The sequence below is a fragment of the Paenarthrobacter sp. NPDC089307 genome (assembly GCF_040685055.1).
GTDB lineage: Bacteria > Actinomycetota > Actinomycetes > Actinomycetales > Micrococcaceae > Arthrobacter.
Map to the genome: position 1 here is coordinate 271,786 of NZ_JBFBHE010000005.1, position 22,046 is coordinate 293,831.

The 22,046-nt window shown below is 62.1% G+C and carries 23 protein-coding genes; 2 read left to right on the forward strand and 21 right to left on the reverse strand.

Annotated elements, in window-relative coordinates; genetic code table 11:
• The first annotated feature begins 159 nt into the window (after nt 1–159).
• The gene (locus AB0N72_RS14090) at nt 160–453 is read left to right on the forward strand and encodes a DUF503 domain-containing protein (protein WP_363930987.1); all 294 of its coding nucleotides are present in this window, start codon (nt 160–162) and stop codon (nt 451–453) included.
• A 70-nt stretch (nt 454–523) separates the two neighbouring features.
• Here the strand turns inward: AB0N72_RS14090 and AB0N72_RS14095 are convergent, their stop codons facing one another.
• The 20 genes from AB0N72_RS14095 to AB0N72_RS14190 all read right to left on the reverse strand — a co-directional run bounded on the left by AB0N72_RS14095 (nt 524) and on the right by AB0N72_RS14190 (nt 19,759).
• Nucleotides 524–847 (reverse strand): putative quinol monooxygenase, encoded by a 324-nt coding sequence (locus tag AB0N72_RS14095; RefSeq protein ID WP_363930988.1) that lies wholly within the window; start codon nt 845–847, stop codon nt 524–526.
• Nucleotides 848–907: 60 nt separating this feature from the next.
• Nucleotides 908–1,450 carry a GNAT family protein gene (locus AB0N72_RS14100; protein WP_363930989.1) on the reverse strand — a complete coding sequence of 181 codons (543 nt, stop codon included), beginning with the start codon at nt 1,448–1,450 and terminating at the stop codon, nt 908–910.
• Nucleotides 1,451–1,533: 83 nt separating this feature from the next.
• Nucleotides 1,534–2,427: a carbohydrate ABC transporter permease gene (locus AB0N72_RS14105; RefSeq protein WP_363930990.1), complete on the reverse strand. Its 894-nt coding sequence runs from the start codon at nt 2,425–2,427 to the stop codon at nt 1,534–1,536.
• On the reverse strand, nt 2,427–3,452 hold the full coding sequence (locus AB0N72_RS14110; RefSeq protein WP_363930991.1) for a sugar ABC transporter permease: 1,026 nt from the start codon (nt 3,450–3,452) through the stop codon (nt 2,427–2,429). Before AB0N72_RS14110 ends, AB0N72_RS14105 begins: the two co-directional genes overlap by 1 nt.
• Entirely contained in the window at nt 3,449–4,858 is a 1,410-nt protein-coding gene (gene ngcE, locus AB0N72_RS14115) for an N-acetylglucosamine/diacetylchitobiose ABC transporter substrate-binding protein (protein ID WP_363930992.1), read from the reverse strand. Before ngcE ends, AB0N72_RS14110 begins: the two co-directional genes overlap by 4 nt.
• Nucleotides 4,859–5,434: 576 nt before the next feature.
• A complete protein-coding gene (locus AB0N72_RS14120) occupies nt 5,435–5,845 on the reverse strand; it encodes an MmcQ/YjbR family DNA-binding protein (RefSeq protein ID WP_363930993.1) in 411 nt (136 codons plus the stop codon).
• A 38-nt stretch (nt 5,846–5,883) separates the two neighbouring features.
• Complete coding sequence (locus tag AB0N72_RS14125) at nt 5,884–6,702, reverse strand: polysaccharide deacetylase family protein (protein ID WP_364081303.1); 819 nt, start codon at nt 6,700–6,702, stop codon at nt 5,884–5,886.
• An 85-nt stretch (nt 6,703–6,787) separates the two neighbouring features.
• Nucleotides 6,788–7,213 carry a CoA-binding protein gene (locus tag AB0N72_RS14130; RefSeq protein ID WP_363930995.1) on the reverse strand — a complete coding sequence of 142 codons (426 nt, stop codon included), beginning with the start codon at nt 7,211–7,213 and terminating at the stop codon, nt 6,788–6,790.
• A 9-nt stretch (nt 7,214–7,222) separates the two neighbouring features.
• The gene (locus AB0N72_RS14135) at nt 7,223–8,017 is read right to left on the reverse strand and encodes a hypothetical protein (protein ID WP_363930996.1); all 795 of its coding nucleotides are present in this window, start codon (nt 8,015–8,017) and stop codon (nt 7,223–7,225) included.
• A complete protein-coding gene (locus AB0N72_RS14140) occupies nt 8,014–8,568 on the reverse strand; it encodes a sigma-70 family RNA polymerase sigma factor (protein WP_363930997.1) in 555 nt (184 codons plus the stop codon). The genes AB0N72_RS14135 and AB0N72_RS14140 overlap by 4 nt, the downstream gene beginning before the upstream one ends.
• Before the next feature lie 346 nt (nt 8,569–8,914).
• A complete protein-coding gene (locus tag AB0N72_RS14145; protein ID WP_363930998.1) occupies nt 8,915–9,517 on the reverse strand; it encodes a TetR/AcrR family transcriptional regulator in 603 nt (200 codons plus the stop codon).
• Nucleotides 9,514–10,560 (reverse strand): saccharopine dehydrogenase, encoded by a 1,047-nt coding sequence (locus AB0N72_RS14150; protein ID WP_363930999.1) that lies wholly within the window; start codon nt 10,558–10,560, stop codon nt 9,514–9,516. The genes AB0N72_RS14145 and AB0N72_RS14150 overlap by 4 nt, the downstream gene beginning before the upstream one ends.
• Nucleotides 10,561–10,905: 345 nt before the next feature.
• On the reverse strand, nt 10,906–11,361 hold the full coding sequence (locus tag AB0N72_RS14155) for a DUF1801 domain-containing protein (protein ID WP_363931000.1): 456 nt from the start codon (nt 11,359–11,361) through the stop codon (nt 10,906–10,908).
• A 103-nt stretch (nt 11,362–11,464) separates the two neighbouring features.
• Nucleotides 11,465–12,586: an alcohol dehydrogenase catalytic domain-containing protein gene (locus AB0N72_RS14160; protein WP_363931001.1), complete on the reverse strand. Its 1,122-nt coding sequence runs from the start codon at nt 12,584–12,586 to the stop codon at nt 11,465–11,467.
• Nucleotides 12,579–12,884 carry a putative quinol monooxygenase gene (locus AB0N72_RS14165; RefSeq protein WP_363931002.1) on the reverse strand — a complete coding sequence of 102 codons (306 nt, stop codon included), beginning with the start codon at nt 12,882–12,884 and terminating at the stop codon, nt 12,579–12,581. The genes AB0N72_RS14160 and AB0N72_RS14165 overlap by 8 nt, the downstream gene beginning before the upstream one ends.
• A gap of 38 nt (nt 12,885–12,922) precedes the next feature.
• Nucleotides 12,923–13,504 carry a glycerol-3-phosphate responsive antiterminator gene (locus tag AB0N72_RS14170; RefSeq protein WP_363931003.1) on the reverse strand — a complete coding sequence of 194 codons (582 nt, stop codon included), beginning with the start codon at nt 13,502–13,504 and terminating at the stop codon, nt 12,923–12,925.
• A 39-nt stretch (nt 13,505–13,543) separates the two neighbouring features.
• Nucleotides 13,544–15,070: an FAD-binding oxidoreductase gene (locus AB0N72_RS14175; protein WP_363931004.1), complete on the reverse strand. Its 1,527-nt coding sequence runs from the start codon at nt 15,068–15,070 to the stop codon at nt 13,544–13,546.
• Complete coding sequence (locus AB0N72_RS14180; RefSeq protein ID WP_363931005.1) at nt 15,067–16,743, reverse strand: glycerol-3-phosphate dehydrogenase/oxidase; 1,677 nt, start codon at nt 16,741–16,743, stop codon at nt 15,067–15,069. The genes AB0N72_RS14175 and AB0N72_RS14180 overlap by 4 nt, the downstream gene beginning before the upstream one ends.
• A 66-nt stretch (nt 16,744–16,809) precedes the next feature.
• A complete protein-coding gene (locus AB0N72_RS14185; RefSeq protein WP_363931006.1) occupies nt 16,810–18,315 on the reverse strand; it encodes an FGGY family carbohydrate kinase in 1,506 nt (501 codons plus the stop codon).
• 10 nt (nt 18,316–18,325) lie between these two features.
• On the reverse strand, nt 18,326–19,759 hold the full coding sequence (locus AB0N72_RS14190; protein WP_363931007.1) for an MFS transporter: 1,434 nt from the start codon (nt 19,757–19,759) through the stop codon (nt 18,326–18,328).
• A 328-nt stretch (nt 19,760–20,087) separates the two neighbouring features.
• On the opposite strand from AB0N72_RS14190, the gene AB0N72_RS14195 reads away from it, so the two are divergent.
• Entirely contained in the window at nt 20,088–20,696 is a 609-nt protein-coding gene (locus AB0N72_RS14195; protein ID WP_363931008.1) for a TasA family protein, read from the forward strand.
• A gap of 213 nt (nt 20,697–20,909) precedes the next feature.
• Here the strand turns inward: AB0N72_RS14195 and AB0N72_RS14200 are convergent, their stop codons facing one another.
• Complete coding sequence (locus AB0N72_RS14200; protein ID WP_363931009.1) at nt 20,910–22,022, reverse strand: FAD-binding oxidoreductase; 1,113 nt, start codon at nt 22,020–22,022, stop codon at nt 20,910–20,912.
• Nucleotides 22,023–22,046: the final 24 nt, after the last annotated feature.

Sequence of the window (22,046 nt, forward strand, 5' to 3'; positions counted from 1 at the left end):
TGGGCCAACCTCATAGACACTGCCGGGCCGAACTCAAGACCCCTTGCTGCGTTCGCTCAAGATTCCGTCAAGACCACTAGCAACGCGGGGTCACTTTTGGCCCATAAACGCCCCTGACATGGGCCTTAAGTGACCCCGCGTTGCTGTTGAATGGGGTTTATGTGGATCGGGTGGATCGAATTCGACGTACTGCTGGGCGATGTTCACAGCCTCAAGGAGAAGCGCTCGCTGATCAGGCCACTGGTGGCCGAACTCAAGCGGCGCTTTGAGGTTTCTGCGGCCGAGACCGGCCTTCAGGACCAACACCGCCGCGCCTTGATCGGTGCCGCTTTGGTGGCGCCGGATCACGCCCACCTTCAGCAAATGCTCGACGCCGTTGAACGGTTCGTGGCTGCCCGGCCTGAGTTTGAGCTGCTCAGCGCACGGCAGCGGGAACTGCACAGCGAAGACTAGAAGCAACGCGGGGTCACTTATGGCCCATAAATCCCCTTGGGATGGGCCATAAGTGACCCCGCGTTGCTTTTCAGGAGGCGATGGTCAGCTCACCCATGCGGTCCCAGCCACTGCCTTCGATCTGGCGGCTGATGATCTGCGGCGTCTCGGCGAGGGCCTGCGGCATGTCCGCCATTGCCTTCTTGAAGTGGTCGCTGTTCACGTGGGCCTCGGCGGCATCGTCCTGGAATGCCTCCACCAGGACGAATTCGTTCGGGTTGTCCACACTGCGCGACCAATCGAACCACAGGTTCCCCGGCTCCGCGCGGGTGGCCTCGGTGAAGTCGGCCACGAGGTCCAGCCAGCGATCGGACCAGTCGGGCTTGACGTTGAACTTGACCACAATAAAAATCACGGCTGTTGCCTTTCGTTGCACTATCGGTTCCATTCCATCCTGTCAGAAAGCTAAGGATGCTTAGTCGTGCAGGATGACCTGGTACAAGTTGTGGTCCTGCCATTTTCCGGCGATCTGCAGGTAGTTCGGTGCCATCCCGATCTTCCGGAAGCCGGCCTTAAGCAGCACACGCTGGGAAGCAATATTGTGCAGCAGGGTCCCGGCTTCCAGCCGGTGGAGCCCCAGCCCGCTCCGGGCTTTGTCCACGATCACGGCAACCGCGGCTGACGCCAGGCCCTTGCCCGCCTGGTCCTTGTCCACCCAGTAGCCCAAACCCGCGCTCTGGAAGGGGCCGCGGACCACTCCCGCCAGGTTGAACCGGCCCACCAGTTCGTCCCCGGCAATCAAAGCCATCGGATACTGCTCACCGGCCTCATGTGCGGCCAGGCGCTTGGCAATGTCAGCGGCCTGCCACTCCTCCGTGAAGTACTCTTCCGAACGCACAGGCTCCCAGGACGCCAGGTAATCACGATTGCGCACGTACGCAGCCGCGAGGGCAGGCGCATCGGAGGGACGCAGTAAACGCATGGTGACATCGTTGCCCAGCAGGCATGGTTCAAACATCAGGCAATGCTACGCCAACGCCCGACGGCGGCCCGCGCCTTGGGTGCGGACCGCCGTCGAGCGCTGTTTTTAGCGCAGTCGTACTACTTTGAGGTGCCTTGCGAGACGGAACCCTGCAGCTGGCGCTGGAAGATGATGTAGACGATCAGCACGGGAACAACCGTGACCGTCACCGCGGCAAACAGCGCCCCGAAGTCCACCGCGTACCCCATCTGGCCCGCGAAAGCTGCAAGCTCCTGGGACAAGACGCGCGGACCGGCGGCGTTGATGGACACCGGAATCAGGAACTGGTTCCACAGGCCCAGGAAGTTGAAGATGGCAACCGAGGCGAGGCCAGGCTTGGCCATCGGCAGCATGACCTGGAAGAACGTCCGCCACTCCCCTGCACCATCAAGGGCGGCCGCTTCGGTGATCTCGTGCGGCAGTGACTTGAAGAAGGAAAAGAGGAAGAACACGGTAAACGGCAGGGCAAAGCCGACGTACACCAGAATCAGCCCTGGCAATGTGTTCAGCAGTCCCATGTTCTTCAGGACGAAGAACAGCGGCACCATGGCAAGGAAGATCGGGAACGTCAGGCCGGCAAGCATCAGGTAGTAGATGGCCCTGCTGCCGGGAAAGGTGTACCGGGCAAGCACGTAGGCACACATGGCACCGAGGACCATGACGATCACCAAGGCCACAGCCACAACCAGCACGGAGTTAAGGAAGGCGGATCCGATGCCTGCCTCGCTCCACGCCTTGATGTAGTTGTCCAGGTTCCACTGGGACGGCAAGGCGAATGGCGAGGCAAAGATCTCGCTGGACGTCTTGAAGGACGACATGACCGTCCAAAGGAGCGGAAGGATCACGATGAGCGTCCAGATGGTCAGGGCGGTGTGCGACACCGCTCCCACCACTTTGTCGCCAGTGGATGTTGCCGGAGTCCGCGGCTGGAAGTGCAGGGACTTCATTTCGGGAGTAGAGACTTTTGTGATCATTAGAGGCTCACATCCTTATCGCCGCCGGTGAGCCGGTTGACCAGGAAAACCAAGCCGGAGAAGATCAGCGTCGCAATGGCCAACACCACGCCCATTGCACTGGCGAGGCCGAACTGTCCCTTGCTGAAGGCAGTGAAGAACAACTGCTGCGCCATGACCAGCGTGGAGTTGTCAGGACCACCGCCCGAGTTCAATGCCGCCATGTAGACAAAGGCATCCAAGGCCAGGATGCCCATGTAGATGTAGGCGGTCTGGATGTTGTCGCGGATCAACGGAATGGTGATGGATACAGCGGTGCGGAACCGTCCGGCGCCGTCGATCCTCGCGGCCTCGAACAGTTCAGCGGGAATGCCCTTGATGCCGGCCACGAACAACACCATGTAGAAGCCGACGAAGCCCCACACGATCACGAACATGGTGGCAATCATGGCCGTGTTCTTGTCACCCAACCAGGCGAAGTCCTTGAACTGGTCCAGGCCCAGTCCGGTGAGGATGCCGTTCAGCAGGCCGCCGGAGGGATCGTAGATCTGCCCCCACATGATGCCGATGGCGATGGCCGGGATTGTGTACGGGAAGAACGACACAACGCGGTAGAAACTCGAATTCCGAAGACCCTTGATCTGGCCCTTGCTGCTTCCACCCACCGTCACCAGTGACGCGAGAACCAGGCTCAGGATGATGGTGATGATCGGAAGGAAGATGACCAGGAGGATGTTGTTCCCCATGGCCTTCATGAAGATGTCGTCCGTGAAGATCTTGGTGTAGTTCTGGAGGCCAATGAAGTTCTGCGTGGGCGAGAAGCCCGACCAGTCCGTCAGCGAGTAGCCAAACGCCTGGATGAAGGGCCAGATCACGAACAGCAGGTAGATCGCCAGCGGCAGTCCGAGGAACACGGCGAAGAAACTCACTTTGTCCCATGTCAGCGGCTTCCGCCGCCTCTTGACCAGCTGCGGCGGGGCCATGGCCGGAACGACGGCGGCCAGGCCGTCGTCGTTCCGGCTCTGCTTTGTTTTCACTACGGTCACTTCACTTCGATCTTCTTGACCGAGCTGTCGTTGCGGACCTTGTCGGTGATGTTCTGGAGGGCGGAGGTCAGGGTTGCGACGTCCGACTTGCCGTCCAGGAAGGTGTTCCAGACAACCAGCTGGTCCTTGTTTGTTCCATACAGGTCAATGAAGTTCCAGGTGTAGATCTTGTCGCCGGCGTCGCCCAGCATCTTGGTCTGGGAAACAAGGGCCGTGGAACCGAAGCCATCGGCCGGAACCGTGTCCTTGACAATGGTTGGAGCCAGCTTGGTCTTGGCGAAGTTGGTGGCAGCTTCCTTTGAAAGCATGATGCGGAGCATTTCCTTGCCGCCCGCGGCGTTCTTGCCCTGGGACGGGACGACGTAAGGCTCGCCGGCGGCGCTGTGCAGGGCGGTGTACGGCATCTTGGGGCTGGCACTGACCGACGGGGCCGGAGCACCCATCATGTTGAAGCCTGCCTTGGTCTGGTCCTTCATCTCGTTTTCGATCCACGAACCGGACGGGTAGAACACGGCTTCCTGCGCGTTGCTCCACTGCGCCTGAGCAGCGGTGAACTGCGTACCCGAGCCGCCCGGCTTGAAGAAGCCGGCCTTCACGATCTTGTCCAGCGCGGCGAAAACGGACTGGATGGCCGGGTGCGACCAGCAACCTTCCTTGAGGTTTTCCAGCGCGAGGCGGACCTCGTCCCCGCCTTCCTTGATGGCGGATGCGATGGCGAGTTCCTGGTAGTACGTGGCGGCTTCCTTGCCCCACACGAACAAGTACTTGCCCTTGGCCTTCGCCTGCTCGCCCAGCGCGTACATCTCGTCCCAGGTCTTGGGAACGGTCCAGCCGTTTTCCTTGAGCAGGGAGTCGGAGTACCAGACGGCGTAGACGGTGAGCACATAGTTCAGGGCTGCGAGCTTGCCATCGAAAGTGCCCGGGGCCAGCACACCCGTGTACAGCGTGTCCTTGATGACCTTGCCCTCAAGGTTCTTGGCCTCCACCACGGGGGTGAGGTCCTCGAGCTGGGCCAGGATGGTGCTGAAGCCGATGGCCTTCGCGCCGGAGTTGTCGATCAGGTCCGGCGGGTTGCCGCCGACGAAACGGGGCTGGAGTTCCTGGGCGATGTCAGTGGACGGGGCGATCTTGGCGGTGGAGCCCGAGTGCGTCTTCTCAAAGATCTTGCCGGCGAAATCTACGTAGTCAATGCCGTAGCCGCCCTTGAAGATCACGGCGTCCAGGGTGGCCTTGTCTGCCATACCGAACGGGTTGGTGTCGGAGACGGTGCCGGTGGGGCCGGTGTTGGTGCTGCCTCCACCTGCGGCGCAGGATGCAATGGTTCCCCCCATGGGCACGAGTACGGCTGCTGCGAGTGCTCCGCGCAGGAATCCACGGCGACCGACGGACTGGTGCTGAATGGTCATTTCAATACCCCTTTTGTGACTCGTAAGGCCGACTCCGGCGGCTAGGGCCGTCCAGTCGGACAGTCTGGGCTGACGCTCTGGCAGCACCAACCTTCGTGTGACATACTTCACCACGAGTGATCGAAAATCAATATTTCTCCGCAGTTTCGATCAACATTTGTCAAAGTGTGATCTTTTCACGGGCCCTCCGCGAGAGCCTTTCCGCAGGACGTGATCACCACACGAGGACACCGGTTTTGATGCCTGGTTCCCTGTATTTCCGCGGCTTTTCCGGTGATTCGGAAGTCCGTCACGGCCCCTGTGAGCCCGTTTTTACCTCTCAGAAACACTCCTGCGCCAGCGCGCAAAGCAATCACCCATCGCTGGGTTCGCTCATCCTGAAGAACGGAGGCACATTCGGGGAGTCTGCGCATCGGTTTGCCTGCTCAGCGCGCTCGTGGGAAGTTCCACAGATGGTCCTGTGTTCTCTGATCCAGCATCAAACCGCTCCTGACCAGCCTGCTGGCTGAGGTCCTTAGGTATGCAGTATCAATCTAGTCCCATGTCAGCGCCGTGGGGAGGGGTTCCGCAGGTGTGTTAGCCGCCCTGTGGACGCGCCAGCCGGGCCCAGCCAAGTTGCTCCTGTTGCTTGCGGCTCAGCGTGGCCACCACAAGGTCATAAGAGTCCTCCACCATGTCCCGGACCATGCCATCAGGCAGGGCACCGTCCAGCCGGATACCGTTCCAGTGGGTCTTGTTCATGTGCCAGGCTCCGGTGATCTCCGGGTGGGCGGCCCGCAGTTGCTCGGCCAGCGCGGGCTCGCACTTCAAGCTCACGGACCAGTTGTCAGGGTCCATGGAGGACAGTGCGAACATCTTGGCCTCGTGCCTGGCACCGCCGGCGACGGCGGCTCGAACCTTGAACACGGACGTCTCCGGCCCGAACGGAAAGTCCTCGAAGGCGCCCGGAAAGCCAAGGCAGATCTCACGGAGCTGGGAAACGTCCATGGAGCGAGCCTACTGTCTTGTGATCGGTCCCGGCACGCCTACGCCACGCCCAGGAAATCCTCCAGCAGGACAACTTCCAGCCCCGCCGCGAGCTGGGCTGCCCGAAAAGCTGCAAGATCCGCAGCGAACTCCGCCCGGAAATGCATGAGCACAATGTCACCCGGCCGCAGTGAGTTGCCCACCTGGTAGTCCATTTTGCCCGCGTTGGCCTTGGCTTCCCAGGTAATGATCGCTTTCATTCCGGCAGCGGCGACAGCCTGCCGCATCACGTTCGAGTACGCCCCGCCAGGCGGACGGAAGAGCGTAGGCCGGCGACCGTATTGCTGGAGGGCATACTCCTGCATCCCCACCATGTCGTTGAGCTGCTGCTGGTATCCCCATTGCCGCACCATGTTGATGTTGTGGGTCACGGTGTGGTTTTCCACCAGGCTGCCCTGTGCCTTGAACGCTGTGAAGAACGCCGGATTCTCTGCAATGGTGTCCCTGGTCAGGAACAGGGATGCCGGGTAATCGTACTCGGCCATGAGCTTGACCGATTCCGGAGTCTTGATGTTGCCGTCATCGATCGTCAGGAAAACCACCGGGTGTTTGGTGGGAATTTTGGTGATGACCGGCGCGAGGCCACCCACGATGGGCGGCAACTGGAAGTCCGGGATGAAGGTGCGACGGATCCGCTTGGTTGCAGCAGGCGTTGGTGTGGGCGTCGGCGTAGCGGTCGGCTCTGCCGCGTCCGTGGGCGTCAGCTCCGGCGTCGAACTTTCTGCCCCTTCGGCGGCAGTGCACGCAGTCAGGCCAGCCACTATGGAAGCGCCGAAAATACCTAAGGCGGTCCGTCTACTGGAAATGGAAAATGGCATTGCAGAGCGGTCGCCAAACATGGCTTTCCCCCGGGGCTAGAGAGATGAGTCAGCAGCAATCTAGCAGAAGAAACACAACGGCAGATTAAGGGCCGTAATGCCAGCCTTCACGGGCCGGGCACGAGTTCACCACGACGTCCAGGCCCGCATCCCGGGCGCGCTGCGTGGCGTCGTCGTCAAATACGCCCAGCTGGAGCCAGACAGCCTTGGCGCCTACGGCAATCGCCTGGTCGATGACCGCGCCCACGCGCTCGGAATTGACGAAGCAATCCACGACATCGATGGGGTGCTTTTCCGCGGGAATGTCCGCCAGGCTCTTGTACCCCTTCTCGCCGTGCACGTCCTCGCCCTTGAGGTTGACCGGGATGATCTCCATGCCCATCTTGTCCCGGACATACAGCGAAACATCGTAGGCAGAACGCCACTCATTGTTGCTGAGGCCAACGATGGCCCACGTACCTTTTGTCCGCATCAACCGCTCGACGACGGCGGGATCGTTGACGTGCATCATGGACCAAGCCTACTGCCGCCCCATGTTGGGAATCACGGCGGGAGCCTTGCCGGCCCCCTGTCGTTCCACCGGTTTCTTCAGCTGCTTCAGCTTTTCCGCCGCAGCCTTGAGCTGCTCCGGGGGCCGCTGATCGGAAAGTGAGGGAATGGCGTTGCTCGGCTGGTTGCCGGGGACAACTGGGCCGGGCTGCAGCTTGGGGCCTGGGACTGGCGGAGCTGCTGGTGCTGCTGGTACTGCCGGGACGACGGCGGGGGTGCGCACTGGCGTTTGCTCCACCGGTTGTGGGGCAGCCGGCACCGGCATTTGCCCTGGGAGGGTCGCCGCGGCAGCCGGAGTGGGCTTGGTGGTCTGGTCCGGTTGGGAAAGCTGCGGCAGCTGCGGGATTGTCGCGGGGTCTGCCGACGGGGCAGGCGCAGTGCTGACCTTGGGTGCATCGGGTACCAGTACAACGGGGGCCGCAGCGGCCCTCTGAGGCACGAGGCCTTCCACGAGCACCTCGAAGGATGGGCTCCGGGTAAATCCGGAACTCGCCGCGGCAACACCGCTGACGCCGAGGCCCATCGCCGCCACCACGGCGACCCCCACAACTGCAGTCCGGTGCTTATGCCGCCAACGGCGCTTGGCCACCTCGTCGTGTGGTCCAGCCAGCATGGCTGCGAGTTCCGCGCTGGGCGCAGGGGCCGCTGCGTCTGCGAAGCGGCCCATGGCGAGAAGCGCCTGCCGAACGTCCGATGCTTCCACAAGATCGGCGTCGAGCAGGAGCTCGTCCACGATCTGTTCGCGTTCCAGATCCTTGAATGTCATGGCGACACGTATTCCTTTACTGCCGAATGCTCACGGAGTGCAATAACTGCCCGCCGTTGCAGTTGCTTCACTGCGCCGGCAGATTTCCCCATGATTCCGGCCACCTGGTCCACGGTAAGGCCGGCGACGATGCGCAGGGTCAGTACCTCCCGCTGCTCGTCGCCCAGATTTTCCAGAAGCCCCATCACCTCGTAGGGCGCCAGGCGGAGCATGGCTTCGGTCTCTGCAGAGCTTGATTCGCGCCCATCCCGCTCGGGTTCGAACTCATGCTGGTCAGGTGCCCGGCTTTCCTTCCGATGCTCATCGACCATACGGGCGTGGGCAACGGAGAAGATAAAGGTTCTCAGGCCATTCACGCCCCCGCTGATCGCATCCAACCGGGGCAGGACCGCCAGGAAGACATCCTGTGTGGTTGCTTCCGGATCCGCGACGCCTTTGGCCGTCAAGTACCCGAGAACCTGGCCCGCGTACGACTGGTAAACGACGCTGAACAGTTCCGCGTTATTGCCTTGGAGTGCTTGGAGCGCTTCGTCGGTCAATGCGTCGGTCACAGAATTCGGACTTTCGATCGGCGGCTGGTCCGGCTGGGAGCCAGGTCATCCGCCTTTCACCACGGATGACTCCACCAAGGGTAACTGCTCTGCCCGGCCTACTAAAGGAGGAACCTACTGGCCGGTAAAATTCCCGGGCATGGAAGAGCCGAGCTGGAAGATGATGGGGGACAAATTCCAGCTCGGCCCTTTCAAAGTCGTAATCGTCAGGGCATGCCAAAGGGTTACGCAGAAGTACAAACTTTTTTGAGACTGTTCGCGGACCTGGGTTTTGCCCTCCTGGCGCACTGGGCAAACCCTGCCGCTGGTGTTCGTGAATCAACCGTTAGCGTTCGTAAATCACCCACTAGTGTTCGTGAATCAGCCACTGTGCAGTGCGGATAATTGCCTCGTCGCCCTGCACCGTTCGCAGGCCCGCAATGTCTGAACGTGTGACGGCTGCGCCCTCGAACAAGCTCACAACCGTGGCCGCCACGGCGCTGGCTTCCTGCTGCGAAAGCCCCGGCCGGCCTCTCTGGACCAGGCCCCGAACGTGCGCGGCATATTGCGAATAGAATCCCCGCAGGGCACTGGCAGCTGGCTCGTCCGAGGCAGCAAGTGCCCAGATCTCCAGGTGCATCCTGATGTCCGCCATGTCCGAATGCTCCTGGAGCAATGCAGACAGCAGTCGGTAGGAATCACTCGAGTCCAGCCGGCCGGTCGCTCCTGGCGAAAGGTCTACCTCGGTAACGTTGTTGAGCCGCTGGAGCGAGCGCACGAGGGCCCGCTCAAGGACTGCGCGAATGAGGTCCGCCCGGGTGGGAAAGTAATGCTGGAGGTGACCGATCCGCACCCCGGCGGCGGCTGCGAAGTCCCGCATGGCAGCGTTTGCGTTGCCTTTGGTGACCAGTACTTCTTCAGCAGCATCCAGGAGGGCCGCCTTCCGCAGCGCACCCTTGCTTTCGGTCATGACCTCAATATTGTCACACCATATGACTCGAGTTTGGCGAGCTGCTCCGCAGGTTCCGGCGAGGATTCCGGGAAGGAAACGCCGGGATGGGCTTCTTCGCGAAGGACCTCGTGGAGCCCAAGGAGCCCACCCACCGCTGTGAGATGCGCCTGGCCCAGCGGATCGGAAATCACTGCGGTTCTGGTGCCGCCGGAGCCACGCACATCCACGCGAATATGGGCTGTCCCGCCCGATCCGGGCGAGTAAAGAAGCGACCGACGCAACGGCGCCCATTTCTCTCCGCTCCCCCAGCGGAACAGTCCCAGCGCACGCGCGGCGAGCAACGCCGTCGTCGACGTATTGGAACTGAACCCGATCCGCGTGGCCACCGAACCTGCTCCCAAAGTGAGCGGCAGCGTGAATTGCTCGGGGGTGTCGAGGCGGGCAACTTTGGTGCGGTGCCCGGCGATATCCACCCAGCGGGTGTCAGTTAAAGGACGTACGACGGCGGCCTTGCCGCCTTTTCGTGCCTCGAAGTCCAGCCCCAGCCGGTCCATGAAGTCGACGGAATCCGCTCCCGCTTTGTCATTGACGTCGTATCTGATGGAGATGTCCACGTCGGCAACTGCACCCACCTCCTGCGCGAGGGCTGCGGCCACCGTGCTGGTGACGCCACCCATCCATCCCGAGCTCAAAAGCACGGGCGCCGTCGGCTTCAACAAAGCGGCAAGCGTGATGGCCCGGGTGACCCGGCTGGTCCAACGGGTGACATCGACGTATGGAATGCCAGCGTTGACTGCTGCCCGGAGCACCCTGTCCTCGGGGTCGTTGACAGTGCTGATGACTGCCCTGACTTGGGCATCGAAGGGTTCGGGCTGGCTTAGGTCCCATTTTTGCGCACGGACGTTTTCATTGGTCAGGTGTGCCGCGCGGTCGGGATTCCTGCCCGTCAGGAGCAAGGGCCAGAGGGCTGAGGCGTGGCGCGTGAGTGCGGCGCCAACCGTTCCGTAACCGCCGACAACCAGCACAGGACCTGCGACATCGAGCTTGAGTAGATCATTCATGATCCGATTTTAGGTCATATGACCTAAAATCGGAAAGTGCCCGCAAGGTGGTGGCGCATCAGCGTGCCCGTGCCTAGGCTGCTGTTATCTACCCGGAGCACCATGCATCAGTACGCAAAGGAGAGATCATGACACTGCCCCCAACCCATGAGCCAGAGCCGTTCCCACCGGACCCGGGCCCTGTTCCACCGCCGCCGGATCCCACCACGCCGTTTCCTCCGAGTCCCATACCGGACCCCAACCCAACGCCGGGCCCAACACCAGTGCCTGACCCCGGCCCGGTTCCGCCACACCCGAACCCGGACCCTACCTACTAGCTGGTCAACGTCATCGGCACCTGGTCCGCTAGCCGAGTGCCCTATTGATGAGCTCAACAATCCTGGCTTCCACGTCCGGCGTGATTTCCGTGAGGGCAAAGGAGGTGGGCCACATCGCCCCGTCATCGAGCATGGCGTTCTCCTCGAACCCGAGCGTTGCATACCTGGATTTGAACTTGTCTGCGCTCTTGAAAAAGACGATGTTCTTCCCGTCCTTGGCGTACGCAGGCATCCCGTACCAGGTCTTCGGGGTCAACTCCGGGGCCTGTTCCTTCACGATTGCGTGCAGTCGTTCAGCCATTGCCTTGTCGGATTCAGGCATCTCCGCGATTTTGGCCAACACATCGGCCTCGCCGTCAGCGGCGCTTGATTTTGTACGCGGGCGTTTCTTCAGCTCCTGCGCCCGCTCCTTCATGGCGGCGCGCTCGTCCTCGGTGAAGCCGTCGTAGGACTTGTCCTTGCCAGTGGTTGTAGTCCCTGCCATGTGACCCATCTCCTCAGTTGCCGTGGATGTTTCCGATACTCAAAACGCTATGGCTCGGCCCCCGGCGATGGCTTCTTCGAAACTGCTCGATCCGGACGGGACATCAGCCGCCCGGGACGAAGAGCCTGCGCACCACGCGCCCGTCGGCGAGGGCATCGAGGCCTGCGTTGATTTCTGCCAGTGGTTTGGTATCGGTGTGCAGAAGCTCCAATGGAAGCTTGCCGTCGCGCCAGAGCTGCAGGTACGCGGGAACGTCCCTCTCAGGGACTGAGTCCCCCATGTAGGATCCCAGGAGCCGAATACCCCTGCCCGCGAACTGCAGCGCCTGGATGTTCAGTTGCTGGTCCGGGTGAGGAAGCCCCACGGACACAAGGGCACCTCCGCGGTCCAGGAGGCCGAGGCAAGCTTCCATGACGCGTGCACTGCCAACGGCCTCGACGGCCAGATCCACGCCTTGTCCGGTATGCGCCGTAACCAGAGCCGGGGCTGATTCCGGGGAGCCGACGAAATCGGCACCACACTGTAATGCCAACTGCTGCTTTTCCTCGAGTGGATCGATGGCGATAACGGTGGTGCCAGGCACTTGGGCGGCGGCCATGACGGACATCAAACCCACCGCGCCGAGACCGAAGACCACAACGGATTGTCCCGGTTGGAGGGCTCCAGTGTTCAGTACCGCACCCATCCCGGTGAGCGCTGCGCAGCCGAACATCGCGGCAACGTCCCAAGGGACATCGGAATCCACGGCTACCAAGGATTCACGGGCCACGACCGCGTACTCGGAAAACGCTGAAACTCCCAAATGGTGATTGATCCGCCTGCCGTCCGCAGTTCTCAGCGCGGCCTCTCCGTTCAGCAAGTCACCGCTCCCATTGGCCTCGGCGGCGCGGTGACACAACGCAGGCCTTCCTGCAGCGCAGGACCGGCATGTCCCGCAACTTGGTACGAACACCACCACCACACGGTCCCCCGGCGCGAGGTCGCCCACGCCCGGACCAACCTCGATCACGGTTCCCGCCGCCTCGTGCCCGAGCACCATGGGCAGCGGCCTCTCACGGGATCCGTCAACAACAGACAGATCAGAATGGCAAAGGCTGGCGCGCTCGATCCTGATCAGAACTTCGCCCCTGCGTGGTTCCGGCACTGGCAGGTCCTCAAGTGCGAGCGGGTTGCTGTTCGCGTAGGGGCGCCCGGCCCCGGCGCTGTAAAGGACCGCGCTAAGCAACGTCCACTCCTTCATAGCTTTCAACGCGGCGGTGTTCCAACCTGGGGATGATCTGCTGGAAGCCGATACGTTCGAAGTGGGCTGACTCCCGGTGCGCGGCAAACCCGGCCTCATCTGTGTACCGCTCAAGGATCACGAAGTGACCCGGGTCTTCCAGGCTCCGAAAATAGTCGTAGGACAAGTTGGCCGCCTCGGTCCTGCTGGCAGCGGCGAGCTCATTGAGGAAGCCGGCAACGACATCCTCTTCGCCATTCCTTACGTGGTAGTGCGCGATTACCTGAAAATAAGTCCCGGCCATGCTCACGTTCCTTTGTTCTTGGTGGTTGAGATTTCGGTTTATCGAACCGCGAGGTCCCACAGCTCTGCGGCGCTGGTGGATATCCCCTTGGCACCTTCCTGGAGCGCTTTGGCCACGTCTGCCGCCGTCGCGACAAACCCGGCGGCCACAAACGGAGACAAGCCCTTCAGCTCGCCCTGGGAGAGATGGGACACAACGGGCCATGGCATAAGTTGCACCAGATGCGGTCTGCTCTGTTCGATGGCCGCGGTGCTGCGGGGCAGGTTGGACCGGTCCGTCACGAATACCTTCTGCATGGTCACCATGCCCATGGCATTCGCCCGCTGGATCATGGCCGTCCGGGTACTCACCACACCGCGTGTACCGATCTTCTTCAAGTATTCGAGGGCACCTTTGTCCTGCCCGAGGCCGGCACAGGCGTCCATATTGACGAATGTGAACTTTCCCGCCCTGTCCAACACTTTGAGTGCGCCGTCCAGCTCGTGCAGTTCCAGGTGCGCCAGAATGCAGATTCTGCATTCGGAGCTGACGAATCCTGGTATCGAGTGCGCCCCGAAAACCGAAGCAATCACAGGGTTCCTTGTGAGCCGCATTTCCAGCTCCGGCGGGAAATCAATCATCAGCTAATTCTGCTCCATGGAAGTCCGCCCGGCCGTACCTCACAGGCCCAGCTTGCCCGGGTTGAGCAGGTTTCGCGGATCCAAGACGGCCTTGACAGCACGCAGCACCTCGAAGCCGCTTCCCAGCGACCTCTCCATGTAAGGGGCACGAAGCAATCCGACGCCGTGATGATGGCTAAGGGTTGCCCGGTGCCGGATGATCACCTCATTGGCGGCGTCCCAGGCCGCCCGATACCAGTCTGCGCGGTCCTGCACCTCGACCTCGCCCCGCAAGGAGAAATACAGGCAGGCACCGTCAACGTAGGCATGGGATTGGTGCGCCGATCCGGCCAAGGTGCCAGGGACGCTGTTAATCGCCTCGACCACCTCCCCGTAGATCGCCGGAAGGGCACTCCATGTGCCGATCATCTCCAGGGTGTCGGCCACGAACCCAGGGCTCTTTTTGAAGCCCTCGGCGCTCTTACCGGTCAGGTACCGGGTGTCCAGCCAGCGCTCAAAAATGGCATCACCATCCAGCCGGGTGCCCGTGGAGGCGCAAATCCGCTCGGCGACGTCCAGGCCGGCGTCGACCATTTCGCTGGCCCCCTCGTCTGCCACGAGAAGCACGTTGGTGTCGGGCAGACCAAATTGCACGCCGCTTTCCAAGTGGTCGTACAACCGTAAGGCGGCCGGGGTGGCACCTTCCTGCATGATCTGCCTGCAAGCTTCCAGCCCGGCCGCGAACGTGTCAAAACCGTAGGCAAGGGCTTTGCCGTAGTCCGGAAGGCGGTGCAGCTTGAAACGCACGCGCGTGATGATTCCCAGGGTGCCTTCGGAACCGATGAAGAGTTGCAGGAGGTCCGGGCCCACGGCGGAGCGGGCACTCTCACCCACAGTGACAAGATCACCGTTCGCCAGCACAACATCCATGCCGTAGACCATGTCCTCAACCTTGCCGTACCGGGTGGAGAGCTGCCCGGCCCCACGACAGGCAACCCAACCACCCACGGTGCTGATGGCATAGGACGACGGCCAATGCCCCATTGTCATGCCGTATCGGCTTTGGATGGTCTCTTCGAAAACGTCGCCGAAGACCCCCGCTTCCACCTCGACGATCTGGCTGATCCCGTCAAAGGAAACGAACTTGTTCAGCCCGCAGACGTCCAGCACGATTCCTCCGGATACGGGCAGGGCCGCCCCGGTGACATTGCTTCGGCCGGCGGAAACGGTCACCGGAATGTTCTCTGCATGCGCAATACGCATGACGGCCTGCACCTGCTCAGTGCTGGAAACGTGCACGATCACTGCGTCCGGGGTGGCCCGGCACCCGCTCGTTTCGGCGATCATGGTTCCGGCCCACCAGTCGCGGGTTCCGTCCCGGACCAGCCCAGCGTCGGTCACCACCTTGTCAGTCGCAGCAGAAAGGAGTTCCAGCGTTTCTCCGTTAACCATGCATGGGTTGGCCGAGGCGTAGTACGGTTCGCCCGGGAGGGCCCCGAGGGTGGCTGCGTGGTGCGGCTGGGTGGGTGCACCTACGGTGTAGTTGCCCCTGTTGTAGCCACGTTTGACGGCCTCTTTGCTGATCATTTCCGGTTCTCTCCCATCAGGACTGCGCGTTCGTGCGCTGTTTGGTTCTTGTAAAAATTCACTTGGGCTTCTACGACGGTGGCCGGCAGATCCAGTTCCTTCATGAGCAGCTCCCCTACCCTCGCTGCCGCCGCCGCGGACGCGTCGCGGGCCATCATCCTGGCCCGTGTCCGGCGCGAGAGGATGTCATCAACGCTCCGGGCCATCTCGTGGCGTGCGGCGTAGACCACCTCCGCTTCCACATAGGGAAGCCCCTCAACGATGGGACTGTTCAATGACGGGTCCTCCGCAAGGATGTCCGTCACGAACCTGGCCTCCGTGCCGTACCTTTCACCCAGGTGGGAGGCGAGGCCGCCCGAGGCAACAACGGCTTCGGTGTCGTACCCGGCAGCACCCAGGAGGTAGGCGTTGGAGGTGCGGCAGCGACGGCTCTGTCCCAGCACCTTCTGCGCTGCGTCCACGGTCTGCTGCGCCATATGCCGGGACGTGGTCAGCTTTCCGCCGACGACGGTCACCAGCCCGTCGTGGTCTGTCCTGATTTCATGGTTGCGCTTGACCTCGATGGTCTTTCCGCCGGGAGGTCCAACCAATGGACGGCAGCCCCCAATGCTGCCGAGCACGTCGCTCGCCTCAATGTCCATGTTCAGCGCAGTCCGGGCCCCGTCCAGCAGAAAATCCATCTCGTCCCTGGTGCAATTCACATCGTCAAGATCGCCGGCGTAGTCCTCATCGGTGGTCCCCAGGTAGGAGGTGTTGCCCCAACGGGTTATGGTTGCTCGCCGGTTCCTGCCCGGGACGGGGATGGTCACGGTGCAGTCATTGCGGATTTTGCTCCAAGGCACCGCGATGTGAACACCTTTCGCCGGGCGGATGGCGGGCGCATCGGCGTCCTTGGCTGCGCCGGTCCAGTCCCGGAGCCACACACCGGTTGCGATGATGACTACTTTGGCGCGGGCGCAAAGTTCCCGCCCATCCGCCTCGACCACGACGCCATCAACCTTGCCGCTGCGCCTCGTCACTTCGCTGACCCTGGCACCGTTCAGAACAGTGGCACCATGGAATGCCGCTGTTCTGGCCAGCGCCAGCGTCAGCCGGGCATCGTCAGCGCGTGCGTCGTAGTACATGAAGCCGCCCTCGAGGTTTTCAGCCTTGAACGTAGGACAGTGGGACAGCACCTCGTTTTTACTGAGCTTCTGGTGCAGGACGCCTTCGCGCCAGCCCCCGGCGAGGTCGTAGGTCCACAGCAGGCTCTCGAAGCCGGCGGCCAATCGGCGGTCGAACACCCCGTCTTGGGAGAGCACAGGAAACAGGAAGGGCAGGCGTTGGACCAGATGGGCGGCATTCTTGCGCAACCTCTGGCGTTCCAAGAGCGAGTGCCTGACCAGAGGCAGGTTTCCCTGTTCGATGTAGCGCAGGCCGCCGTGGATCATCTTCGAGGATTTGGACGAGGTGCCCGAAGCGAAGTCGTCCTTCTCCAGCAATGCAACCCGGTAGCCCCGAAGGGATGCGTCCATCGCAGTGTAGGCTCCAGTGACCCCGCCGCCGACGACGATCATGTCGAATGTGCCGCCGTCGAGGGCGTCGAGGTGTTCCTTCCGATTCAGTTTGAGTGGCGTATCCGAGACCATTCCGGCTCGTTTCAGCTTGGGTTTGCGTGCGGGCATGGAGATCATGTGCTTGTCTTTCCGGTGCAAAGTTGTTTGTTGATTGGTGCGCAACAGCGCAGGAGGAGGTCCTTGTCAGGAACGTGCAACCTGCAACTCAATGTCTATTCGCCGCTTCCATCCGTCCCTGCGCTCCATCCGTTCCTCGGGTGACAGCCGGGGTTCAAAGACTTCGCCGCCTCTGAGATTGGCTGCCGCAGCGCCGAGGGTTTCCCAAAGGAGTCCTTCCGAGCCCGCCATGAAGGCGGCGCCACGAAGGCTGGCGGTTTCCGAATGGGCCAGCCGTTGCATGGGCAGACCTGTCAGGTCCGCTTGCATTTGGATGAGGGAGTCGCTGGCGGACATGCCGCCGCCGACGACTATCTGTGCCACCGCCAGGCCCGCCACTTCCTGGTTGGCTTCAACACTGCCCGCTACGCAGTGGGCGATGCCTTCCAGAACTGCGTAGGCCAGCTCCGCTCTGGTGCTGGCCATGGACAGGCCAGTCAGGGAAGCACGGGCCGCGGGCTCCACCACCGGAATCCTGATACCCGTCAAAGCGGGCACGAACATGACGCCGTTGGCGCTTGAAGCTTGAGAGGCGAGTTCGCTGATTTGCCGCGATGATTCGAACCAGCCAAGGGTGTTGCAGATCCAGTCCAAGGCCGAGCCGGTGGTGGCCGTAAATGTCTCCACGGCGTAGACAGTCTGGAGTTGCCTCCTCCACGCCGTCAGCGTCAGGGTTCCCTCATAAAGCCCGGATTTAACCGGCGGGTGTACACCGGTGACCAGGTCAACGAAGCTGCCCGTGCCGTGGACGCACATTGCCTGGCCGGCGCGCAGGCAGCCAAGGCCCACGGTGCCGGCGTGCTGGTCTCCCATGGCAGCCAGGACCGGCAGCTCGATTCCCAAGGTGGCCGGATCAGTGTGCCCCAGCCGGTCGGCATCCTGCCGGAGTTCCGGGAGGAGCTCCTGCGGGAATCCGAGGGTATCGATCCATGCTGTTTCATAGCTGTGCCCTGCGAGCACGTACGCCCCGGCCGAGGATGCATTCGTGGCGGTAGCAACGTAGCTCTTTTCCCGGGTGAGACTCCACAGGAGCCACGTCTCCACCGTGCCGAAACCCAGCCTGTTCGCTGCGTGGGCTTCACGAACGGCCTCAGTTTCTCGCAGATGATGGGCCGCCCACAGGTAGGGCGATCGGACACCGGCGGGACGTCCGACTAAGGAAATCAGTCGCTCGTTCCATTCTTTGCCTAGTTGCGCGAGTTCTGCGGCGTGGCGGCTGTCCTGCCAAACCATTGCAGGCACCAAAGCCCTGCCGGTGGCAGTGTCCCAGAGCACCGCCGTCGACCTCTGCGTTGCCAGGGCCACCGCTACGAGTTCGACGCCGGCCTCGGCCGCCCGTCGCACAACGACCCTGCAAGCATCAATGGTCTTTGCGAGAATTTCGTCGGCGTCCTGTTCCACGACGCCCGGCCGCGGGCTTGCCACGGCAAGGTGCCGGTATTCCAGGCCGTGAACCGCCCCATCGACGGTGACCCAGGCTGCGCGTGTCCCAGTGGTTCCTTCATCTATCGAGAGAATTGCTCGTTGCTTCATGACCTACCTTCTAGACGCGGTTCAACTCTGGGTGCTGCAGCCCACTCTTGAATTGCGGGGCGTTCAATTCCTCGTCAGGACTGACCGATGCGCGTGTTGGGTCCCACTTGATAACGCTGCAGACAACGCAGGCTGCAAGCGGAACGGCGGCCAGAATCAAGAACGTCGGGCCGAGGCCCAAGCTCTGCTTGAGAAGCGGGAAGACCAACAGCCCAAGCGCGGCGCCAGTACTGCCAAGGGCCCCAATGACTCCATTGGCGCCGGCCCGGAGTTCGCTTCGGAATGACAGCGTTGAGATGCTCTTTCCATTGGCCCCCGGACCGCCCGAATGGAAAAGAATAAAGAGCGATGGAATAAGGAAGGCGAGTACAGTCGGCAGGCTCTGGTAAAAGAGTCCCAGGAGCAGCAACATGATGAACACGGCGCCGAACCCGATGGCGGAGGCCTTGCGTAGCCCGAACCTCTTGCCGATGGCCGGTGACAGGAATCCACCGAGTATGCCGAACAGGTTGAAGACCAGCGCCCCCAGCGTGGCAACCACAAAATCCTGTCCAAACAGCGTCAGGCTGATGATCGGCAGGTACCAGCCCACAGCGAAGTACTGGATTGACTGCCCTATTTGAATGGTTGCTGCCAGGATCGTGCGGGGCAGGTAGATACCACGGAAAATCAACGCAATGTTGGCAAATCCTCTGGTTGCCTGGTTCAGGATCGGGGAGCGGTCCTCAACCGGCGCGGCTAGGAATTTCTCCCCGTAGATCTTGCTCATGGATGCCGCAGCCCGTTCCACCAGGCCTTTACGGGCGGCCCATGTTGGACTCTCCACCATGTAGAGCAGTTGGGCGCAAAACAGCGTCAACGCCACCACGCCTGCAGAGCCGACGGCATAACGCCAGATCGATTCGCCCACCCCCATGTTGTAGAACGTGATGGCCAGCAGCAGGTTGGCACTTACGGCGCAATACCAAATTCCTTGCCACGTGTTAAGCCTGCTCTTGAACCGGGCTGGCGTGAACTCGGCCAGGAGCGCCATCGCGATCGCGAAGTCAATGCCGTAGGCGGCGCCGACAAAGAACCGGCCAACCAGGACAAGTTCGAAAGAGGGAGCAAACGCTGCGAATGCAGCGCCGGCCAGTGCAAGGAACTTTGCAAATATCAGCGGAGGAATTCGCCCCCATTTATCGGCCATCCACCCACCAATGGGATTGAAAACAATGGCAACCCACGACGCAAGAGACGTTAGGACGGCCACCTGCGTGGCACTCAAGTGCAGATCCTTGGTCATGGGGCCAAGTCCAGCGCTGAGAGCCGAGTTGGAGAAGGCATCCAGGAACAGGCCGCCTAAGGCGAGCCACCAAATTAGCCCTGCACGCCCGGAGATCCGGGGGCGGGCGTCGATGTAAGACACGACATCGTGCACACCGCGGATGACAATACTGGACATTTCGTCCGACCTCTCTGTCGGGAAACTGCCCCTGCCTGAGGTCACCTTTTCACGGGTAGCAAAAAAGGGCAGAAAATAACCTCCAGCAGGAGGTCTCTTTTCTAACCCTGATGAATGAGATCTTAGCCACAGTCCCGTGGGTATTGCAAGGGAAGGTTTACCGGGACATGGTGCTGAGGTGATCTTGAGGTTTTCCTGAGGAAGTGTTGTGGGTTTGCAGGATTTGTTCTTGATCCAGGCCCGGCAAAGTAATTCCTGTCAGCCAGGAAGGCTGGAACAACAGGCCGGCCGGTCTCACGGTGGCCAACCGAAAGGAACACTGATCCCCATGGCCATCAGCCTCAAAACCACCTCCGGCAAAATCCTCGCCTCCGTCGCACTGGTCGGCACCGCAGCCGCCGTCGCCGGCATGGGAACCTACGGCGCGTTCACCTCCTCCACCTCCGCCTCCCAAGCAGTCACCGCAGGCACCGTCACCATCGCCCTGGGCGCCCCCGGACCGGCCAACACCCTCAACGTCCCCATCGCAGGACTGCTCCCCGGTGACAAGGTCGAAAAACTCGTCACCCTGGCCAACACCGGCAACTCGGACCTGAACAACGTCACCCTCACCACCTCCGCCGGGGCCACCGCATCCCTGCTCACTACCGATGCCACCAACGGCCTGCAGCTGACCATCGAAAACTGCTCCGTGGCCTGGACCGGCGCCGCAGCGCCCTACACCTGCGGCGGAACCAAAACCACCGTCCTGGCCTCAGCCCCGGTCATCGCAGCGAACAAGGTCCTGAACAACCTCACCTCCGTGACCTCCGCCAAGACCGACAACCTCAAAGTCACCACCGCGTTCCCCACCACCGCCGACAACACCTTCCAAGGCGCAACCTCCACCATCGCCTTCGCCTTCACCGGCACCCAACGCACCGAAACCACCAAGTAAGACCACCAAACAACAAAGCCCCGCCGGGTCTGATCGGTTTCCTTTCCCCCCAGCCCGATCAGGCCCGGCGAGTTCACAGACTCCAACGGCCCCGACACGCTTATGCAGATGGCGTATCGGGGCCGTTGGCCTTTAAGTGCGGTGCCGGTTAAGTGCGGTGCCGGTTATGTGCGGTCCCGGTAGGTGCGGCGCCGGCGGCCCGCCAGGGAGGAGCTACGAGAAGCGCCCGGGCCGGAACGTCGCAAGCATCGGGTGCTTTTCGCCGGTCAGTATCTCCCCGGACAGCAGCTCGCCCGCAATCAGGCCCAACGTGGCACCCGAATGCGTGAACGCCACGAAGCAACCCGGCACTTGGTCCAGTTCCCCGAAGACCGGCTCACCGTCGCCGGGGATGGGCTTGTAGCCGATCTTCCACGATGCCGGCTTGAGCTCGGGGTTGCCGGCAATGAGTTTGGACGACTCGTCGGCCAGCTCCTGGACCACGTCATCCGGGATCGTGAACGAACCATCGGGGTGCTCGGTGATGCTTTCCTCGTACCAGTCGTGATCCAGGGCGAAGGTGTTGCCTGGGTTGGGACGCACGGCAGCCCGGGGGGTGTTCATGACTGCGGTGACCTGGTGTTCCACCGGTTTGGTGACAACCAGCATCGACACCGGGGAACCATTCGGGATCTCAACACCCAAAGGTTTCACCACGGCGGGTGTCGCGGCACCGCAGGCCACGAGCACAGCGTCCGCGGGATAAGTGGCACCCCCGGTAGTTTCGACGCCGGTGGCCCGGCCGCCGTCGACCGTTACCGACACTTTGCCCGCGTTAAGGACCAGTTCGCCGCCCAAGGCGTGGAAGTCCTCCATCAGGAAGTTCACCAGGTCCGGGAGGCTCACCCAGCCTTCGCCCGGGTTGAAGATGGCGTTCTCGGGGACGGCGCCGGCATCGATGCCAGGGGTCACTGAGGCGATTTCCCCAGGGGCCAGCAGCTTGGAGTCGTAGCCGATCGACTTCTCGTAAGCGTGGCGGGCTTCGGTGACCCGGCTCTGCCCGACGGCATTCCACATGAGCCCTCCCCCGAACTGCAGCCATTCACGGCCAGGATCGGCGGCGAAAAGCGTGCGGTACCGGTCCATTCCGGCTACCCGCAACTGGTGGTAGGGGGTGGATCGCTCACCGGCAGAATTGAGCCAGGACAGGGAGCGGCCGGTGGCTTCGCTGGCCAGCCCCTGCTCCGTCAGGAGGGTCACCGTGGCGCCCTGGCGGAGCAGGTGAACGGCGGTGGAAACGCCCAGGATGCCGCCGCCGATGACGGCGACGTGCTTGGTGGAGGACATGGTTCTCCCTTTCTATGTGTTGAT

What these genes read in the sequence shown, in the direction of transcription:
- AB0N72_RS14175 (WP_363931004.1), bottom strand. Translation starts at nt 15,070, where the DNA reads ATGATCAGCAAAGAGGCCGTCAAACGTGGCTACAACAGGGGCAACTAC.
- AB0N72_RS14135 (WP_363930996.1), bottom strand. Translation starts at nt 8,017, where the DNA reads ATGACATTCAAGGATCTGGAACGCGAACAGATCGTGGACGAGCTCCTG.
- AB0N72_RS14190 (WP_363931007.1), bottom strand. Translation starts at nt 19,759, where the DNA reads ATGTCCAGTATTGTCATCCGCGGTGTGCACGATGTCGTGTCTTACATC.
- AB0N72_RS14170 (WP_363931003.1), bottom strand. Translation starts at nt 13,504, where the DNA reads ATGATTGATTTCCCGCCGGAGCTGGAAATGCGGCTCACAAGGAACCCT.
- AB0N72_RS14150 (WP_363930999.1), bottom strand. Translation starts at nt 10,560, where the DNA reads ATGAATGATCTACTCAAGCTCGATGTCGCAGGTCCTGTGCTGGTTGTC.
- AB0N72_RS14090 (WP_363930987.1), top strand. Translation starts at nt 160, where the DNA reads ATGTGGATCGGGTGGATCGAATTCGACGTACTGCTGGGCGATGTTCAC.
- AB0N72_RS14155 (WP_363931000.1), bottom strand. Translation starts at nt 11,361, where the DNA reads ATGGCAGGGACTACAACCACTGGCAAGGACAAGTCCTACGACGGCTTC.
- AB0N72_RS14125 (WP_364081303.1), bottom strand. Translation starts at nt 6,702, where the DNA reads ATGCCATTTTCCATTTCCAGTAGACGGACCGCCTTAGGTATTTTCGGC.
- AB0N72_RS14105 (WP_363930990.1), bottom strand. Translation starts at nt 2,427, where the DNA reads ATGATCACAAAAGTCTCTACTCCCGAAATGAAGTCCCTGCACTTCCAG.
- AB0N72_RS14195 (WP_363931008.1), top strand. Translation starts at nt 20,088, where the DNA reads ATGGCCATCAGCCTCAAAACCACCTCCGGCAAAATCCTCGCCTCCGTC.
- AB0N72_RS14165 (WP_363931002.1), bottom strand. Translation starts at nt 12,884, where the DNA reads ATGGCCGGGACTTATTTTCAGGTAATCGCGCACTACCACGTAAGGAAT.
- AB0N72_RS14200 (WP_363931009.1), bottom strand. Translation starts at nt 22,022, where the DNA reads ATGTCCTCCACCAAGCACGTCGCCGTCATCGGCGGCGGCATCCTGGGC.
- AB0N72_RS14180 (WP_363931005.1), bottom strand. Translation starts at nt 16,743, where the DNA reads ATGATCTCCATGCCCGCACGCAAACCCAAGCTGAAACGAGCCGGAATG.
- ngcE (WP_363930992.1), bottom strand. Translation starts at nt 4,858, where the DNA reads ATGACCATTCAGCACCAGTCCGTCGGTCGCCGTGGATTCCTGCGCGGA.
- AB0N72_RS14130 (WP_363930995.1), bottom strand. Translation starts at nt 7,213, where the DNA reads ATGATGCACGTCAACGATCCCGCCGTCGTCGAGCGGTTGATGCGGACA.
- AB0N72_RS14145 (WP_363930998.1), bottom strand. Translation starts at nt 9,517, where the DNA reads ATGACCGAAAGCAAGGGTGCGCTGCGGAAGGCGGCCCTCCTGGATGCT.
- AB0N72_RS14120 (WP_363930993.1), bottom strand. Translation starts at nt 5,845, where the DNA reads ATGGACGTTTCCCAGCTCCGTGAGATCTGCCTTGGCTTTCCGGGCGCC.
- AB0N72_RS14185 (WP_363931006.1), bottom strand. Translation starts at nt 18,315, where the DNA reads ATGAAGCAACGAGCAATTCTCTCGATAGATGAAGGAACCACTGGGACA.
- AB0N72_RS14100 (WP_363930989.1), bottom strand. Translation starts at nt 1,450, where the DNA reads ATGTTTGAACCATGCCTGCTGGGCAACGATGTCACCATGCGTTTACTG.